This is a genomic window from Halomonas lysinitropha (genome assembly GCF_902500215.1).
Taxonomy (GTDB): Bacteria; Pseudomonadota; Gammaproteobacteria; order Pseudomonadales; family Halomonadaceae; genus Halomonas; species Halomonas lysinitropha.
Window position 1 is genome coordinate 155,199 of the sequence record NZ_CABVOU010000033.1, and the last position, 17,003, is coordinate 172,201.

Annotated in this window: 14 protein-coding genes; 9 read left to right on the forward strand and 5 right to left on the reverse strand. The window is 65.8% G+C overall.

What is annotated here, in order from left to right; translation table 11 throughout:
• Nucleotides 1-2: 2 nt before the first annotated feature.
• From hslV to HALO32_RS09785, 4 genes are all read right to left on the reverse strand, one after another.
• Nucleotides 3-521 (reverse strand): ATP-dependent protease subunit HslV, encoded by a 519-nt coding sequence (gene hslV / locus HALO32_RS09770; protein ID WP_151443663.1) that lies wholly within the window; start codon nucleotides 519-521, stop codon nucleotides 3-5.
• A 149-nt stretch (nucleotides 522-670) separates the two neighbouring features.
• Complete coding sequence (locus tag HALO32_RS09775) at nucleotides 671-1,399, reverse strand: SPOR domain-containing protein (RefSeq protein ID WP_151443665.1); 729 nt, start codon at nucleotides 1,397-1,399, stop codon at nucleotides 671-673.
• A gap of 3 nt (nucleotides 1,400-1,402) precedes the next feature.
• Nucleotides 1,403-3,088 (reverse strand): arginine--tRNA ligase, encoded by a 1,686-nt coding sequence (gene argS / locus HALO32_RS09780; protein ID WP_151443667.1) that lies wholly within the window; start codon nucleotides 3,086-3,088, stop codon nucleotides 1,403-1,405.
• A gap of 102 nt (nucleotides 3,089-3,190) precedes the next feature.
• Nucleotides 3,191-5,434: a primosomal protein N' gene (locus HALO32_RS09785; RefSeq protein WP_225809896.1), complete on the reverse strand. Its 2,244-nt coding sequence runs from the start codon at nucleotides 5,432-5,434 to the stop codon at nucleotides 3,191-3,193.
• 159 nt (nucleotides 5,435-5,593) lie between these two features.
• Here HALO32_RS09785 and rpmE point away from each other — a divergent pair, with 159 nt between their 5' ends.
• Nucleotides 5,594-5,806, forward strand: coding sequence for a 50S ribosomal protein L31 (gene rpmE, locus HALO32_RS09790; protein WP_151443670.1), 213 nt, complete (start codon nucleotides 5,594-5,596; stop codon nucleotides 5,804-5,806).
• A 253-nt stretch (nucleotides 5,807-6,059) separates the two neighbouring features.
• Nucleotides 6,060-7,331, forward strand: coding sequence for a malic enzyme-like NAD(P)-binding protein (locus HALO32_RS09795; protein WP_151443671.1), 1,272 nt, complete (start codon nucleotides 6,060-6,062; stop codon nucleotides 7,329-7,331).
• 106 nt (nucleotides 7,332-7,437) lie between these two features.
• Here the strand turns inward: HALO32_RS09795 and HALO32_RS09800 are convergent, their stop codons facing one another.
• Nucleotides 7,438-9,966: a penicillin-binding protein 1A gene (locus HALO32_RS09800; protein ID WP_151443673.1), complete on the reverse strand. Its 2,529-nt coding sequence runs from the start codon at nucleotides 9,964-9,966 to the stop codon at nucleotides 7,438-7,440.
• A 251-nt stretch (nucleotides 9,967-10,217) separates the two neighbouring features.
• On the opposite strand from HALO32_RS09800, the gene pilM reads away from it, so the two are divergent.
• From pilM to aroB, 7 genes are read left to right on the forward strand one after another with little or no spacing between them, the layout of a single operon-like run.
• Complete coding sequence (gene pilM / locus HALO32_RS09805; RefSeq protein ID WP_151443675.1) at nucleotides 10,218-11,279, forward strand: type IV pilus assembly protein PilM; 1,062 nt, start codon at nucleotides 10,218-10,220, stop codon at nucleotides 11,277-11,279.
• Nucleotides 11,276-11,836, forward strand: coding sequence for a PilN domain-containing protein (locus tag HALO32_RS09810; protein WP_151443677.1), 561 nt, complete (start codon nucleotides 11,276-11,278; stop codon nucleotides 11,834-11,836). The genes pilM and HALO32_RS09810 overlap by 4 nt, the downstream gene beginning before the upstream one ends.
• Entirely contained in the window at nucleotides 11,833-12,465 is a 633-nt protein-coding gene (locus HALO32_RS09815; protein WP_151443679.1) for a type IV pilus inner membrane component PilO, read from the forward strand. The genes HALO32_RS09810 and HALO32_RS09815 overlap by 4 nt, the downstream gene beginning before the upstream one ends.
• Nucleotides 12,462-12,992, forward strand: coding sequence for a pilus assembly protein PilP (locus HALO32_RS09820; protein WP_151443681.1), 531 nt, complete (start codon nucleotides 12,462-12,464; stop codon nucleotides 12,990-12,992). Before HALO32_RS09815 ends, HALO32_RS09820 begins: the two co-directional genes overlap by 4 nt.
• A 59-nt stretch (nucleotides 12,993-13,051) precedes the next feature.
• Nucleotides 13,052-15,115 (forward strand): type IV pilus secretin PilQ, encoded by a 2,064-nt coding sequence (gene pilQ, locus HALO32_RS09825; RefSeq protein ID WP_151443683.1) that lies wholly within the window; start codon nucleotides 13,052-13,054, stop codon nucleotides 15,113-15,115.
• Entirely contained in the window at nucleotides 15,115-15,657 is a 543-nt protein-coding gene (gene aroK, locus HALO32_RS09830) for a shikimate kinase AroK (RefSeq protein ID WP_151443685.1), read from the forward strand. The genes pilQ and aroK overlap by 1 nt, the downstream gene beginning before the upstream one ends.
• A gap of 4 nt (nucleotides 15,658-15,661) precedes the next feature.
• Nucleotides 15,662-16,768 (forward strand): 3-dehydroquinate synthase, encoded by a 1,107-nt coding sequence (gene aroB, locus HALO32_RS09835; protein ID WP_151443687.1) that lies wholly within the window; start codon nucleotides 15,662-15,664, stop codon nucleotides 16,766-16,768.
• Nucleotides 16,769-17,003 lie beyond the last annotated feature (235 nt).

Sequence of the window (17,003 nt, forward strand, 5' to 3'; positions counted from 1 at the left end):
GATCAGAGCTCTTCCAGGGTGACGTTATGATTGGTGAACACGCAGATATCGCCGGCGATGGTCAGGGACTTCTCGGTGATCTCGCGGGCCCCGAGTTCGGTGTTCTCGAGCAGGGCACGGGCGGCGGCGAGGGCATAGTTGCCACCGGAGCCGATGGCGATGATGCCGCCTTCGGGCTCCACCACGTCACCGTTGCCGGTAATGATCAACGAGGCATCCTTGTTGGCCACGGCGAGCAGCGCCTCGAGACGGCGCAAGGCGCGATCGGTGCGCCAGTCCTTGGCCAGCTCCACGGCGGCCTTGACCAGGTTGCCCTGATACTTCTCCAACTGCGCCTCGAAGCGTTCGAAAAGGGTGAAGGCATCGGCGGTTCCGCCAGCGAAGCCGGCAAGCACCTCGCCGCGATAGAGGCGGCGTACCTTGCTGGCATTGCCCTTCATCACGGTGTTGCCCAGCGAGACCTGGCCGTCACCGGCCAGCGCCACCTGGTCACCGCGGCGCACGGAAACGATCGTGGTCATGGAGGGGACTCCTTGGGGGAGCGGAGGGCTCCCGATGACTGGCGGCGCTGCGGGCGTGCCCGCGGCGCCTTGGATTAACTCAGACGTGAATTGCGGGCGGGGGACGAGGAATTCAACCTTGGTCGTGTTTTCTCGAGCTATCGAGTGGGTCAGTTCTGCAGCTGGATCAGCAGCGGCTCGATGCCCTGGGTGACCATCAGGTCCTGTGCGCGGGTAAGCTCGCGGCGGTCGCTGTAGGGACCGACCTGGACCCTGTGCCAGGTGTCGCCGCCACCGGCCTTGACCTCGCTGATCTTGGCGAGCAGGCCGAAGTCACGGAGTCGGCCGGCAAGTTTGCTGGCATCGCCCGCTTCGCGAAACGAGGCGGCCTGCAGCACGAAGCGCTCATCGGTCGGGGGCTGGTTGGTCGCCTGCGTCTCCTGGCGGTCATCCTGCGCCGTAGTGACGGCGTCCAGGTTGGCGGCGATCACCTGGGCGATGGGGTCGTCGCTGGTCGCTGTATCGGCCCTCGCGGGACGCTCAGGCGGAGTGGCCGTGGAGGCCGGCACCTTGCCCCCGGGGGCGATCACCTCGGATTCCGGCAGCAGGGTGTAGAACTCGAAGGTCGGCATCGCCGGCTCCTCGGGAGTCGCCGGCTCGTTTTCTCCGGATTGCTGCTGCTCCCCGGGCTTGGGCAACACCGTGGCCAGTGGCGAGTCGCTACCCTCCTGCCAGGGGGCAATGCCCTGCTGGTGCTGGGACAGCAGAAAGCCTGCCACCAGGCCGACCAGACCCCACAGCCAGCCCGGTATGCTGCGGCGCGGCGGTGGGGCGGTGCGACGCCGCGGGCTGCTGGTGGCCCCCCGCTTGCGGGGGGCCGGTTTGCGGCTGTTGGCCATGGCTTACATCTCCTCGGGCGCGCCGACACCCATCAGCTCGAGACCGTTGCGCAGCACCTGGCGAGTCGCCAGCCCCAGTGCCAGCCGGGCGTTGCGCAGGGCGTCATCGTCGACCATCACCTTCACTGCGTTGTAGCAGGTGTGGAAGTCGGCGGCGAGGTCGAGCAGGTATTGGGCGATCTGCTGGGGTTCGTGGGCGGCGGCGGCGTGCTGGACCACCTCGGGGTAGCGCGCCAGGCGGTTGAGCAGCGCCTTCTCCTGGTCGCTGTCCAGCAGGGCGAGCTTCTCCATGGCCAGGCCATGGTCGAAGGACCTGTCCTCGGCGTCGGCCTTGCGCAGCATGCTGCAGACCCGGGCGTGGGCGTACTGCACGTAGTAGACCGGGTTGTCGTTGGACTGGGAGCGGGCCAGGTCGATGTCGAAGGTGAGCTGGGAGTCCGCTCGGCGCGCGGCCAGGAAGAAGCGGGTGGCGTCGCGGCCCACCTCGTCGATCAGGTCGCGCACCGTGACGTAGCTGCCGGCGCGCTTGGAGAGCTTCACCTCGACTCCGGAGCGGGTGACCATCACCATCTGGTGCAGTACGTAGTCGGGCCAGCCCGGGGGGATGCCGGCCTCGAGAGCCTGCAGCCCCGCGCGCACTCGGGTGACGGTGGAGTGGTGGTCGGCGCCCTGCTCGTTGATCACCGTCTCGAACCCGCGCTGCCACTTGTCCAGGTGGTAGGCGACATCGGGCAGGAAGTAAGTGTATTGCCCGTCGGACTTGCGCATCACCCGGTCCTTGTCGTCGCCGAAGTCGGTGGTACGCAGCCATAGGGCGCCGTCCTGTTCGAAGGTATGACCCTTCTCGATCAGCCGCGCGGCGGTGGCTTCAACCTTGCCTTGCTCGTAGAGCGAGGACTCCAGGAAGTAGACGTCGAACGTCACGCCGAAGGCCTTGAGGTCGAGGTCCTGCTCACGCCGCAGGTAGGCCACGGCGAAGTCGCGAATGGCGTCGAGGTCATCCGGGTCGCTCGCCGCCGTGACGTGGCGGTCATCGGCATGCACCGTCTCCCCGGCCAGATAGGCGTTGGCCACGTCGATGATGTAGCCGCCGCGGTAGCCGTCCTCCGGCCAGCCTGTGTCGCCGGGGTCGATGCCCTGGGCCCGGGCTTGCACCGAGCGCGCCAGGTTGCTGATCTGGGCCCCGGCATCGTTGTAGTAGAACTCGCGGGTCACCTCATGGCCGGTGGCCTCGAGCAGACGGCAGATGCAGTCACCGATGGCCGCCCCTCGACCGTGGCCGACGTGCAGCGGCCCGGTGGGGTTGGCGGAGACGAACTCCACCTGCACCCGGCGGCCCTGACCGGTGAGGTTGCGGCCATAGGCATCGCCGACCTCGAGCACCAGGCGCACGACCTGGGCGGCGGCGTCGGTGGCGGCAAAGAAGTTGACGAAGCCGGGGCCGGCGATCTCTACCTTCTGTACGGCGTCGCTTGCCGGCAGAGCCGCGACCAGTGCCTCGGCCAGCTCGCGTGGCTTGCGGCCGGCCGGCTTGGCGAGCATCAGCGCCAGGTTGGTGGCATAGTCGCCGTGGGCCTTGTCGCGGGTCGGATCGACCTTGATGGCCGGCGCGATATCGGCGGGCAGCACGCCTTGCTGCCGGAGGTTGTCCAGGGCGCCCTCGAGCAGCGCGATGATGGTCTCTTTCATGGATGTGTCCGGTGTCCTGTGGCCTGGGCGGTGTGAGACGACCGCCGGGCGAGTCTGGGGCGCCATTATCGGCAATCGGCGCCGGGCTTTAAAGGTGTGGGTTCAGGCCAGGGTCTGCGGGTCGATGTCCAGTGACCAGCGCACCCGTCGCGCTTCGGGGCGTCCCTCGAGCCAGGCGACCAGCCAGGCCCCGGCCTCGTGCAGTTGGCTGCGACGGTCGGCAGCCAGCATCAGCTGCAGGTGATAGCGGTTCTGGCGCCGTTCCATGGGGGCCGGCACCGGCCCCAGGCAGTCGACATCGAGGCCGCGCTCGCCGATTCGCTGGCGCAGGGCCTCGGCGGCCAGGCCGCCCAGGGCGACCACGGCCATTTCGCTTGGCGCCTCGAGACGCAGTAGCGCCATGAAGCGGAAAGGCGGTAGCCGAGCGGCCTGTCGCTCCTCAAGCAGCTGGCAGGCGAGGGCATCGTAGCCGCTCTCGGCCAGCAGGCGCAGGTGCGGGTCGTCGGTGTGCAGGGTTTGCACCAGTACCCGGCCGGGGTGGGCAGCGCGGCCGGCGCGGCCTGCCACCTGCTCGAGCAGCTGGGCGCTGTGCTCCAGGGCCCGGAAGTCGCTGGCATAGAGCCCGGCGTCGGCATTGACCACCACCACCAGGGTGACATGGGGCAAGTGGTGACCCTTGGCCAGCATCTGGGTGCCGACCAGCAGGCAGGGTTGGCCGCGGCGCACCTCGGCCAGTATCTGCTCGAGGGCATCGCGACGCCGGGTGCTGTCGCGATCGATGCGGTGAACAGCTACCTCGGGGAACAGGGAGGCCAGGGTTTCCTCGGTGCGCTCGGTGCCGCTTCCCAGGGGGCGCAGGTCGACGCTGCCACACTCGGGACAGGCATCGGGGAGGGCGTGGCGCCGGTCGCAGTGGTGGCAGGCCAGCAGCGGCGGTTGCCGGTGCAAGGTCAGGCGTGCATCGCAGTGGTCGCACTCGGCCATCCAGCCGCAGGCGTGGCAGGCCAGGGTGGGAGCGAAGCCGCGGCGATTGATGAAGACCAGCACCTGGTGGCCGGCGGCCAGGGTCTCGCTCACTGTCTCGATCACCGGCGGGGTCAGTCCACCCTGGCGGCGGCGGCCGCGCAGATCGACGAGCTCGAGGTGCGCCGGGGCATGGCGACTGGCGCGGCGGGTCAAGCGCAGATGGCGGTAGTCGCCCTGCAAGGCCCGCTGCAGGGACTCCAGCGACGGCGTGGCGCTGCCCAGCAGCAACGGAATGCGGTGGTGGTGAGCGCGGGCCACGGCCAGGTCGCGGGCATGATAGCGCAGCCCATCCTGCTGCTTGTAGGAGCCGTCATGTTCCTCGTCGACGATGATCACCCCCGGGCGGGCCAGGGGGGTGAAGATGGCCGAGCGGGTGCCCAGCACGATGGGCGCCCGGCCGCTGGCGGCGGCCTCCCAGGCATCGAGGCGCTCGTGGTCGGTGAGTCCCGAATGCAGCGCCACCACCGGTGCCCGAAAGCGGCGACGGAAGCGGGCGAGGGTCTGGGGCGTCAGGCCGATCTCGGGGACCAGCACCAGGGCCTGGCGATGGCGGGCGATGACCGCTTCGATGAGCTGCAGGTAGACCTCGGTCTTGCCGCTGCCGGTGACGCCATGCAGCAGGCAGGGGTGGAAGCCATCGAGTCGCTCGTGGATGGCGGCCAGTGCCACGGCCTGCTCGCGGTTGAGGGGCAGGGCGGGTTCGGCCAGCCCCGCGTCGCCTTCGACTGCCGACGAGGCCATTAGCGGTTCCTCGTGACGGACCACCAGGCCCTTGTCGGCCAGGGCGCGCAGCTGGTCGCGGCTGAACGACTGGGCGAGGATCGCCTGGCTGACCAGCCCGTGGGGGTGCTGGCGCAGCATGGTCAGCAGCGCTGCCTGGCGGGGTGCCCGGGCCAGTCCCGGCGGGGCATCCTGGCGGCCGGCCGCGGTCACGCTCCAGCGCTCGCGAGTGCGGGCCTCGAGCGCCCGGCCCTGGCGCAACAGCCCGGGCATCGACTGGTGCAGGGTGTCGCCGAGGGCATGCTGGTAGTAGCGGGCGGCGAAGCGGCACAGCCACAACCAATCGACCGGCAGCGGGGCCCCGTCCAGGCAACCCGATACCGGCTTGAGGCTCGACAGCGGCAGCTCACTTGCGTCGCGGCACTCCACCACCACACCGACCACCTCCCGGCGACCGAAGGGTACCCGTACCCGCAGGCCGGGCAGCCAGCCGCCCGGGGGCACCTCGCGGCAGGGGCGGTAGTCGAACAGGCGGCGCAGCGGCGAGGGCACGGCGACGCCCAGTACGCGTGGCACGGTCGGGCAGGGCGAATCGGACAATTGGCCTCCGGCGTCGGCTCTGCTAGAATGCTCCGCCGTTGCGGACACCCCGAGTGAGTGGGTGAGTGCGTTGCGGCAACCGGTTCGCATCTACAGACAACCCGTATGCGGTGCCTGGCAGCAGATCAGGTGGCGGCATACAGCTTCACGAGGCTCAAGATGAAACAAGGTATCCACCCGGATTACAAGACGGTCAATGCGACCTGTTCCTGCGGCGCCTCCTTCGAGGTTGGCACCACCGCCGGTCACGACTTCTCTCTGGACGTCTGCTCTCAGTGCCACCCCTTCTACACCGGCAAGCAGAAGCAGGCGACCACCGGTGGTCGCGTTGAGCGCTTCAACAAGCGCTTCGGTGCTGCCATCAAGCGCTGAGCCGCCCGGCAGACCGTACCATCGAGAAACCCGCCCATCGTGGCGGGTTTCTTTTGCCTGGCTGCCAACGGCCCTGCTGGTCACCCGGACAGACAAAGCGTTATGGCGAGCGGTGTTGGTCATAAATGGCGGTAAATATCCGGCAACGTCTTTAAATGAGCGTGCAACAGGAGAGATGTCTGGCGAGTTGAGCGCAGAAGGCTTTTTGTATACGCTATCCGTCCTCCCATTGTGTTACCGGACCCTTATCAGCATGACGGACGCGAAGAAGCAGGCGGCGCTGGATTACCACGCGAAACCCATTCCCGGAAAGCTGTCGGTGGAAGTCACCAAGCCCACCGCCACCGCTCGGGACCTTTCCCTGGCCTACAGCCCGGGTGTGGCGGAGCCGGTTCGCGAGATTGCCAGCGATCCGGAGAACGCTTATCTCTATACCGGCAAGGGTAATCTGGTAGCCGTCATCTCCGACGGCAGCGCCATTCTGGGGCTCGGTAATCTGGGGCCGTTGGCCAGCAAGCCAGTGATGGAAGGTAAGGGCGTGCTTTTCAAGCGCTTCGCCGGCATCAATGCGGTGGATGTCGAAGTCAATGCCGAGAGCCCGCAGGCCTTTATCGACACCGTGGCGCGCATTGCCGACACCTGGGGCGGCATCAACCTCGAGGACATCAAGGCGCCGGAGTGCTTCGAGATCGAGCAGGCGCTGATCGAGCAGTGCAGCATCCCGGTGTTTCATGATGATCAGCACGGCACTGCCATCGTCACTGCCGCGGGCATGCTCAATGCCCTGGATATCGCCGGGAAGTCGCTGGACGGTGCGCGTATCGTCTGCCTGGGGGCCGGCGCCGCCGCCATCGCCTGCATGAAGCTGCTGGTTTCCTGCGGTGCGCATCCCGAGAACATCGTGATGCTCGACCGCAAGGGCGTGATCCACAGCGGTCGCGAGGATCTGAACCAGTACAAGGCGATGTTCGCCGTGGAGACCGACAAGCGGACCCTCACCGACGCCATCGAGGGCGCCGACGTCTTCGTCGGTCTCTCCGGGCCGGGACTGATGAGCGCCGATCACATCCGCAGCATGGCCTCCAATCCTGTGGTCTTCGCCTGCACCAACCCCGACCCGGAGATCCATCCCGACGTGGCCCGGGAGGCGCGCCCGGACGTGATCATGGCGACGGGGCGCTCGGACTATCCCAATCAGGTCAACAATGTGCTGGGCTTTCCCTTCATCTTTCGCGGGGCACTCGACGTGCGTGCCACCCGTATCAACGAGGAGATGAAGGTTGCCGCCGTCCACGCCCTGAAGGATCTCGCCCGGGAGCCGGTGCCGAAGGAGGTGCTCGAGGCTTACGAGATCGACGAGATGCACTTCGGACCGGAATACATCATTCCCACTCCCGTGGACATTCGCCTGCTTGACCGGATCTCCTCGGCGGTAGCCCAGGCGGCGGTGGACTCCGGGGTCGCGCGCAAGCCCTATCCCGCCCACTACCCTCTCAAGACCGTGGGAGACGTCTACGGCCCTTGAGTTTCAGCGCCCTGCGGTCTCTGCGCAACGACGCCGCCCGCCCTTGGGCCGGCGGCGTCGTCTCTCGAGGTGTCAAAGGCGATATTCTGGCGGAGTGAACATTGGCCTAGAAGATGGCTTCGTAGGCACCGGTACCCTGTGAGCCGCTCTCGCGCTCGACCTCGCGCTCGACCCGGCGGGGCTGGACGTCGGGCAGGTGATTGGCCATGAAGAGCTCCTCGATGCCGCCGCCCTGGCCATTGCCCAGCAGGCGTCCAGTATCGGGGTCGACACTCTCGGTGACCACGCCCTCCGGACGCTCGGGCCAGCGCTCCGGCTGCCCTTCCAGGGCCTGACCCATGAAATCCATCCAGATCGGCAGTGCAGCCTGGGCGCCGTACTCGGCGGTGCTCTCGTTGTTATCCTTGCCCACCCAGGCGGTGGTCACCAGGTCGCTGTTGAAGCCGGCGAACCAGGCATCCCGCTGGTCGTTGGTGGTGCCCGTCTTGCCCACGATGTCACTGCGATCGAGTTCCAGGGCCTTGCGGGCGGTGCCGCGCTCGACCACGTCGCGCAGCATGTCGCGGAGGATATAGACGGCGGCGGGGTCGGCGACTTGCGGGGCGACCTCGAAGGTCTCGCCGTCGAGTTCGACAGTCTTCTGGTCCTCGCGGCAGTCACGGCAGGCGACGCGCGGTCTGGCCTCGTCGACGACGGTGGTATCGTCACCGCGGGTCACCCGCTCGATGAACCAGGGCGATACCTTGAAGCCTCCGTTGGCCAGTACCGCATAGGCATTGGTCATCTCCAGCGGGGTCAGGCTGGCGCTGCCCAGCGCCAGGGAGAGCCCGCGAGGCAGCTGATCATCGGCGAAGCCGAAGCCCTGAAGGAACTCGATGGTGCGCTCCAGCCCGAGAGACTGCAGTACGCGGATGGTCACCAGGTTGCGCGAGCGCGCCAGGGCGTCCCGAAGCCGAATCGGGCCGAGGAAATCGCCACTTGAGTTCACCGGGCGCCACAGTTCGTTGCTGCCGTCCTGTACCACCACGGGAGCATCATTGACTACGCTGGCCGGGTTCATCTCGCCGCTGTTCAGTGCCGCCAGATAGATGAAGGGCTTGAAGATCGAGCCGGACTGGCGGCGGGCCTGGGTGGCACGATTGAACTTGCTGGCGTCGAAGTCGAAGCCGCCCTGCAAGGCCAGAATGGCGCCGGTGTCGGGCGCTATCGCTACCAGGGAGCCTTCGGCGTCGGGGCGCTGAGAGAGCCGCCAGCTGCCGTCCTCCTCTTGCAGAATACGCACCAGGTCGCCGCGACTGGCGATCTCGCCGGCCGCGGCGGGGGCAGCACCCCGGCTATTGGCGTTGCGGTAGGGGCGCGCCCATTCCAGGCCGGCCCAGTCGAGGGTGTGCAACTCGCCACCCCGGGCCAGTGCCCGCATCTCGCGTCCTTCGCTTTCGACGACGATGGCCGGCCGCAAGGGACCATAGGCGGAGGTGCGCTCGAGCACCTGCAGCCAGTTGCTGACGTCGCCCTCGATGCCCTCGACCTCGGTCTGACTGCGCTCGGCGGCACGCCGGGCGGTCTGCATGACCTCGGGTGATTCGGCGAGTTCCTCTTCGAGACCCTCGCGGTCGGTGCGTTCCTGGGCTTCTACCAGGCTGCGCGGGATGTCGGACTGTTCAGGGCCACGCCAGCCGTGCCGGGTGTCATATTCGATCAGACCACGAGCCAGTGCCTGGCTCGCCAGCGGCTGAAGCTCGCTATCAAGGGTAGTATGGATGCGATACCCGCCGGTATAGGCCAGATCGCCGTAGCGTTCAATGGCGAACTGGCGGGCCATCTCGGCGACGTAGTCGGCTTCCACCTCGGGCTGGACGATGTGGCGTTCTGCGGTGACGGGGGCCTGAACGGCGTCGTCGTAGGCGGCCTGGTCGATGATCCCCAGCTTGCGCATGCGGAACAGGATCCAGTTTCGGCGGATCAGGGCGCGTTCGGCATTGGCCAACGGATTGAAGGCAGAAGGCGCCTTGGGAAGACCGGCGATCATCGCTTTCTCGGCCAGGGTCAGCTCGGCCAGCGGACGGTCGTAGTAGACCTCCGAGGCAGCAGCGATGCCGTAGGCGCGGTTGCCGAGATAGATCTTGTTGACATAGAGCTCGAGGATCTCCTCCTTGGAGAGTATCTGTTCCATCTGCAGCGCCAGCAGGATCTCGCGAATCTTGCGCGTGAAGGTCTGGTCCAGGGTGAGCAGGTAGTTGCGGGCTACCTGCATGGTGATGGTCGAGCCCCCGGACTGGATATCGCCACCGCTAGACACCAGTTCCGTCGCGGCGCGTGCCAACCCTTTGGGGTCGACGCCACGGTGGTCGAAGTAGGTTGCATCCTCGGCGGCCAGCAGCGCCCCGATGAGCTCCTCGGGAATCTCGTCATACTCCACCGGGGTACGACGCTCCTCGCCGAATTCGCCGATCAGCTTGCCGTCGCTAGTGAAGATGCGCAGGGGGGTCTGTAGTTCGAAGTCTTGCAGCTGACGTACATCGGGCAGGCCGGGGGCAAAATAGAGCGCAGCACCCACCACGCCCAGTGCCCCCGCGGCAGACAGCGAGACCAGCAGCCAGAGAACGGAAATGATCAGGGTTCTGAGTAACTTCATGAAGAGCGGTATCCATGCTGGGAACGGGGCGGAGTGGCAGCGATGACACGGCCTTCCCTTGCGGTGGCCATTATAGGAAGCCGAGGGGGTGGTCACCAGCGTTGACACCTGGCGACACCGGCATTCGTGTGAAAAACGGAAATATCATGTAACCTTCGATCACCGGTTGGGTATGATGCGTTTCGCCCCGACTCGGGGGATAATCATAATGAGCGGCACGCCGCATGGATCAGGCAGGGGCATGACGGAAGATGCGACTGAGAGCATCCGGCAAGGGACTGGTCGGTGTCGATATCACCTCGGCTACCGTCAAGGTCATCGAACTCAAGCGCGCTGGTAACCACTACCAGGTCGAAAGCTACGCCGTGCGGCCACTGCGCGAAGGCGCCGTGATCGAGCGGCGGATTCGTGACATGTCGGCCGTCGTGGACGCCCTCAGGCGTGCTGTCGAGCATGCCAAGCCGGGGTCGCGTAACGCCGCCGTGGCGGTACCGGCCAGTGCCGCTATCACCAAGACCCTCACCTTGCCCGCCTCTCTCGATGATGACGAGATCGAAGCGCGCATCCAGCTCGAATCAGACAAGCATATTCCCTTTCCGTTCAGCGAGGTCGCCTTCGACTTTCAGCGGCTGGGCCTCAACTCGCGCTACGGCGACCAGCAGGATGTGCTGCTGGTCGCCTGCCGCCAGCAGGATGTGAACCAGTTGACAGAGGCCGTGCTGCAGGCCGGGCTCACCCCGGCGGCCGTGGATGTCGAGACCTTCGCCATGGAGCGCGCCTTCCAGGAGATTCGCCACCAGTTGCCCCCCACCGCGGAGGAGCAGGAGTGCGTGGCCCTGGTGGATATCGGCGCCACCATGAACGCCTTCCATGTGCTGCGCGAGGGACGCATCACCTACAGTCGCGATACAGTATTCGGTGGCCGCCAGCTGACCGACGAGATCCGCAATCGCTACGGACTGACTCTCGAGGAGGCGGGCCTGGCCAAGAAACGGGGAGGGCTGCCCGATGATTATCAGCGCAGCGTCCTCGATCCCTTTCTGGATACCCTGGTCCAGCAGGTGGGACGCTCGCTGCAGCTCTACTATACCGCTGGTCGCAAGCAGGAGGTGCGGCGGATGATCCTGGCGGGCGGCACCAGCGTGCTGCCGGGTCTGGCGGAACGCCTGGCCGAGGAGAGCGGCATGGAAGTGGTGATTGCCAACCCCTTTCGGCGCATGAAGGTGAATCCCCGCATCGATGTTCCGACCCTGGCCGGTGATGCCCCCGCCATGCTCACGGCCTGCGGCCTGGCGATGAGGGTAGGCAAATGACCATCGAGATCAACCTGCTTCCCTGGCGAGAGGAAGAGCGTGCCCGGCGCAGCAAGCGGTTCTTCATGGCACTGGCGTTGATGGCGCTTCTCGGTCTCGGTGGCGGCTATGGTGCGACCTGGTATTACGAACAGCGGCTGGCCGACCAGCAGCAGCGCCACCAACTGATCAACTCCCGGACCGCCGAGCTGGATCGCGATCTCCGTGCAGTGAGTCAGTACCAGGAACAGCTCAATTCGCTCAAACGCCAGATCGAAGTCTTCGAGCAGCTGCAGATGGGGCGCCCGCAGACAGTGCATGTCTTCAATGCCCTGGCGGCGAGCCTCGAGGAAGGGGTCTACTACACCAGGCTCAATCGCCAAGGCAGTCAGCTGCGTCTCACGGGCCTGGCCGAGGATAACCGCCGTGTGTCGGACCAGTTGCGCCAACTGGAAGCTTCTCCAGTTTTCGACGTGCCGGTGCTCTCCGAAGTCGAAACTGCTGAAAGCGAGATGCGTCGTTTCAATCTCAGCGTGAACCAGCAGATGCCCAATGGGGAAGGCACGGAGGCGCCATGAATCTATCCACGGAAGTTCGTCGACTGCGTGATATGGACTGGGGTGAGCTGGACATCAAGGAGTCCGGCGGCTGGCCCTTCCTGCTGCAGTTGATCTGCTGCTTGCTGGTCTTGGGTCTCACCTTCGCCGGCATGTACTGGTACCTGACCGCTCCCAAGGTCGAGGAGCTCGAGCAGGCGCGGCGCGAAGAGCAGCGCCTGCTGAACGACTACCGCAGCAAGGCGGCCCAGGCCGCCAATCTGCCGTTACTACGCGAACAGGTCGAGGAACTCGATGCGCGGCTAGAGGGGCTGGTCGCCATGTTGCCGGGTGGCCCCGAGATCCCTTCGCTGATCGACGACATCAGTGAGACGGCCCTCGAGAACCAGCTGTCCATTGACTTCATCCGCCTGCGCAGTCCCGCTGCACAGGAGTTCTATACCGAACGACCCTTCGACATCCGGGTGCAGGGCGACTACCACCGCATCGCCACCTTCATCTCTGGCGTCGCCGATCTGCCACGCATCGTTACTCAGCATGACTTCAGTCTGGAGCCAGGGGGTGGTGGCAACCGCTTGCAGCTGTCGATGCTGGCCAGGACCTACAGCTACCGCCCGCCCCAGGCTAACGCCGAGGAGGGAGCGCCATGACACACTGGCTGACCAGGGGCGCTCTGCTGGCCTTGCTGCTCACTCTGGGGGCCTGCCGCGACGCAAATCTTCCCGAGCTCGAGCGGGACTTGGAGGCCATGCGGGTCGACCCCGGCCAGGTGGACCTGGAGCCGGTGCCGCCCATGCCCACCTACACTTCGGTGAACTACGACTATGCCGACGAGCGCAGCCCCTTCCAGGCGCGCTTGCCTGAGCCCGAGGAGCTCCCCGGCGGCGGTGCCGACAGCGGTCTGTCGCCGGACGAGTCGCGTCAAAAGGAGCCCCTGGAAGCCTACGATCTGAGTGAGCTGGAGCTGGTGGGCACTCTCACGGTCGAGGGTCAGCCCTCTGCCCTGATTCAGGCGCCGGACGGCAAGGTACACCGCCTGCGCATCGGTAACTACATGGGGTCCGACTTCGGGCGCATCATCGGCATTACCGACTCCTCGGTCCAACTGGTGGAGATCGTGCCGACCGGGCGAGGTGGCTGGACCGAGCGCGGTACCCGACTGACGCTCGACAATTAGACAACATGATGCCATGCCGCCAGCAAGAGGCGGCAGAGGACCGCAGGGGGAAGGTAACAATGCAACCGATGATTCGTGGTCTCGCACTCGTGGTACTGCTGGCGGTCTCCACGGCCGCCACGGCGGCTTCCACCCTCACCAGTCTGGACTTTCGCCAGGGTAGCGACGGCGCGCTGGAAGTGGATCTCGACTTCCGAGGGCCTGTACCCGAGGTTCGCGGCTATCGCCTCGATGACCCGGCCCGTCTGACCATCGACCTGATGGATACCGACAGCGTTCTTGAGCGTCGTCTAGAGGAACTCGGCATCGGCGGAGTCGAACGGGTCACGGCTCTGCAGGCCGGTTCACGCACACGCCTGGTCTTCGAGCTCGACGGCCCTCTGCCCTATGACACTCGCCAGCAGGGCGACCGCCTGCGCCTCCTTATCGGTGGCGGGGCCGGACAGCCGGCGGCGGCGCCATCCGCTACGTCACCCTCCTCGGCTACTGCCGTCTCGGCCAGCCCGAGTCGAGAGACGTCATCGTCATATAATGAACCGAGTATCCAGGATATCGATTTCCGCCGCGGCGATGACGGGGCTGGGCGGCTGGTCGTGACCTTTGATCGCGCAGGCGTGGATGCTCGTGTGCGCGAAAGCGGCCGTAACCGCATCGTCGCCGAGCTGCGCGGGGTCGAGTTGCCGGCCTCCCTGGACCAGGTGTATGACGTCAGCGACTTCGGCACGCCGCTGCGGCGGGTTACCCCGCGGATCGGACGAGATGGTGTGACCCTGGAGATCGAGGGCAGCGGCGATTTCGCCATGCTCTCCACTCAGAGCGGTCGCCAGCTGACCATCGAGGCCCAGCCGGTCACCCAGGCGGAGCGCGAGGAGCGCGTCCGCGAGCAGTTCCCCTATACCGGTGAGCGCATCACCCTGAACTTCCAGGACATCGAGGTGCGCTCGGTGCTGGCGATCATCGCCGACTTCACTGGCCTCAACCTGGTGGCCAGCGACAGCGTGACCGGCCGCGTCACCCTCAACCTTGAGGATGTGCCCTGGGACCAGGCCCTGGACCTGGTGCTCAAGAGCCATGGCCTGGCCAGTCGCCAGGATGGCAACGTCATCGTGGTGGCCCCGGCCAGCGAGTTGGCCAGGATGGAGCGCCAGGAGCTGGAGGCTCGGGAGCAGATGGAAACTCTGGCGCCGCTGACGTCCGAGTTCATCCAGGTCAAGTACGCCAAGGCCGACGACCTGGCGGCCCTGCTGCGCAGCGAAGGTGGCTTCGGCCTGCTCTCCGAGCGTGGCCGGGTCGCCGTGGATCCGCGCACCAACACCCTGCTGGTGCAGGATACCGCCGACCAGATCGATAGCATCATGCAAACTCTGCAGCGACTGGATGTGGCGGTGCGGCAGGTTCAGATCGAGGCACGGATCGTCATCGCTCGTGACAGCGCCACTCGCGAACTTGGTGTCAACTGGGGACTTTCTTCGCCTGACCGTATTGGCGACAGTCGATTCGACGTCGCTGGGGCTGCCACCGGCAGTGTGTCCAATGGTGGTCTGGCCGTGGATATGGGGGGCACTGGTACCTCCGGCACCGGTTTCTCCTTCGGCTATCTCTCCGGCGATATCCTGCTCGACCTGGAGCTGCGTGCCCTGGAGAGCGAGGGTAAGAGTCAGACCATCTCCCAGCCTCGTGTGATCACCGCCAATCAGCGAAAAGCAGTGATCAAGCAGGGCACTCAGATTCCTTTCCAGGAGGCGTCCTCCAGCGGCGCCACCAACGTCGAGTTCGAGGAGGCGGTGCTGGCCCTGGAAGTGACACCGCAGATCACTCCTGACAACCGCATCATCATGGACCTGGTGATCAATAACGACACCGTGGGGGAGCTGTTCAACGGCGTGCCCTCCATCGACACCAACGAGATCGAGACCCAGGTGCTGGTGGACAATGGCGAGACCGTGGTGCTGGGCGGTATCCTGACGACCGAGGAGGTCCAGAGCCTGCTCAAGACGCCCTTCTTCGGCGACCTGCCGGTGATCGGCAACCTCTTCCGCTATACCGAGAACACCAATGATAAGGTAGAGTTGCTGGTATTCATTACACCCCGAATACTGGACGACAACCTGGCCATTCGCTGATGCAGGCACTTCCCAACCTGATACTGGTCGGCCCCATGGGGGCCGGCAAGAGTACCATCGGCCGCCTTCTGGCGGCCGAACTGTCACGTGCGTTCTACGACAGCGACCACGAGATCCAGGCGCGCTGCGGCGCGGACATCCCGTGGATCTTCGACGTCGAGGGCGAATCGGGCTTCCGCGACCGCGAGACCCAGATGATTCGCGAACTGACCCGCCACGAAGGCGTGGTCATCGCCACCGGAGGCGGTGCCGTGCTGCGCGAGGAGAACCGCCGCGTGCTGCGCGAAAGCGGAACCGTCATCTATCTGCTCACCACCGTGGAGCAGCAGCTCAGGCGTACCGCCAAGGACCGCAACCGGCCGCTGCTTCAGCGCGGCGACCGCGAGCAGTTGCTGCGCGAGATGTTTGCGCTGCGTGATCCCCTCTACCGCGCCACCGCCGATGTGGTGGTGCGCACCGACCGGCGGGGTCCGCGAGCCGTGGTCAACGAGATCGTGCGGCGGGTCACGCACCTGGTCGATCCCCTGCAATGCAAGGCCTGAACCCATGAGCGACTCCTCGAAAGGCCCGTGCACCCTCGAGGTGGCGTTGGGCAGCCGCAGCTATCCCATCCACATCGGCCCTGGTCTGCTCGGCGATCCTCAATGGCTTTCCCCGTATCTGACCGGGCGCCAGGTCATGGTGGTCACCAACGAGACGGTGGCGCCGCTCTATCTGTCGCGCCTCCGTCAGGGGTTGGGTGACGATCTCGAGGTGCGCGAGCTGGTATTGCCGGATGGCGAGGCCACCAAGACCCTGGCCAGCGTCGAGCGGATCTGGGATGCCCTGCTGGCGGCCGGCTTCAATCGTCGCTGCACCCTCATTGCCTTGGGGGGCGGGGTGATCGGCGACATGGTCGGCTTCGCCGCGGCCTGCTACCAGCGCGGCGTGGCCTTCGTGCAGGTGCCGACCACGCTGCTCGCTCAGGTCGACTCCTCGGTGGGGGGCAAGACGGGGGTGAACCACCCGCGCGGCAAGAACATGATCGGTGCCTTCTGGCAACCGCGAGCGGTGCTGGTCGATACCGACACCCTGGTGACGCTGCCGCCGCGGGAACTCTCCGCGGGGCTTGCCGAGGTAATCAAGTACGGACTGATCCGCGATGCTGATTTTCTGGCCTGGCTGGAAGCCGAGATGGAGGCATTGCGCGGCCTCGACGCCGCTGCACTGACGCGGGCCATCGAGCGCAGTTGTACCCTCAAGGCGCAGATCGTCGCCGAGGATGAAACGGAGCAGAACGTACGAGCGTTGCTCAACCTGGGCCATACCTTCGGCCATGCCATCGAGGCCCACCAGGGTTACGGTAACTGGCTGCATGGCGAGGCCGTGGGTGCCGGCATGCTGATGGCCGCCGAGCTTTCCTGCCGGCTTGGCTGGCTGAGTGACAAGGAAGTGGCGCGCGTCCGGGCTGTCATCGAGGCCGCGGGCCTACCCCTGGTGGCTCCCTCCGACATGTCGGTGGAGGACTTTCTCACCATCATGCGCCTGGACAAGAAGAACCTCGACAGCCACCTGCGTCTGATTCTGTTGTGCACCCTTGGTAGGGCCTGCATCCATGATGAGACGCCGGCCGATACCCTGATCGACCTGCTCGAGAATTTCCCCCGGCGCTGATGACAGCCCGCTTCTCCGTTGGCCTCGCAGACGCCCGCCCTGTGCGGGCGTCGTCGTGTCTGGGTGGGGAGGGGCGTGGTCGGGTATCGCCCCTTGCTTGTATCTGCATGGCTTATGCTGGATCGGCATGAGGGAATCGCAGCGATATAGACTAAAGTCTAATAATTTTTTAGTTCGGCTAATAGCCGCTTTTTGTTGCTGCAAGCCATTGAGTTAACGGGCTTTTTCCGATTGC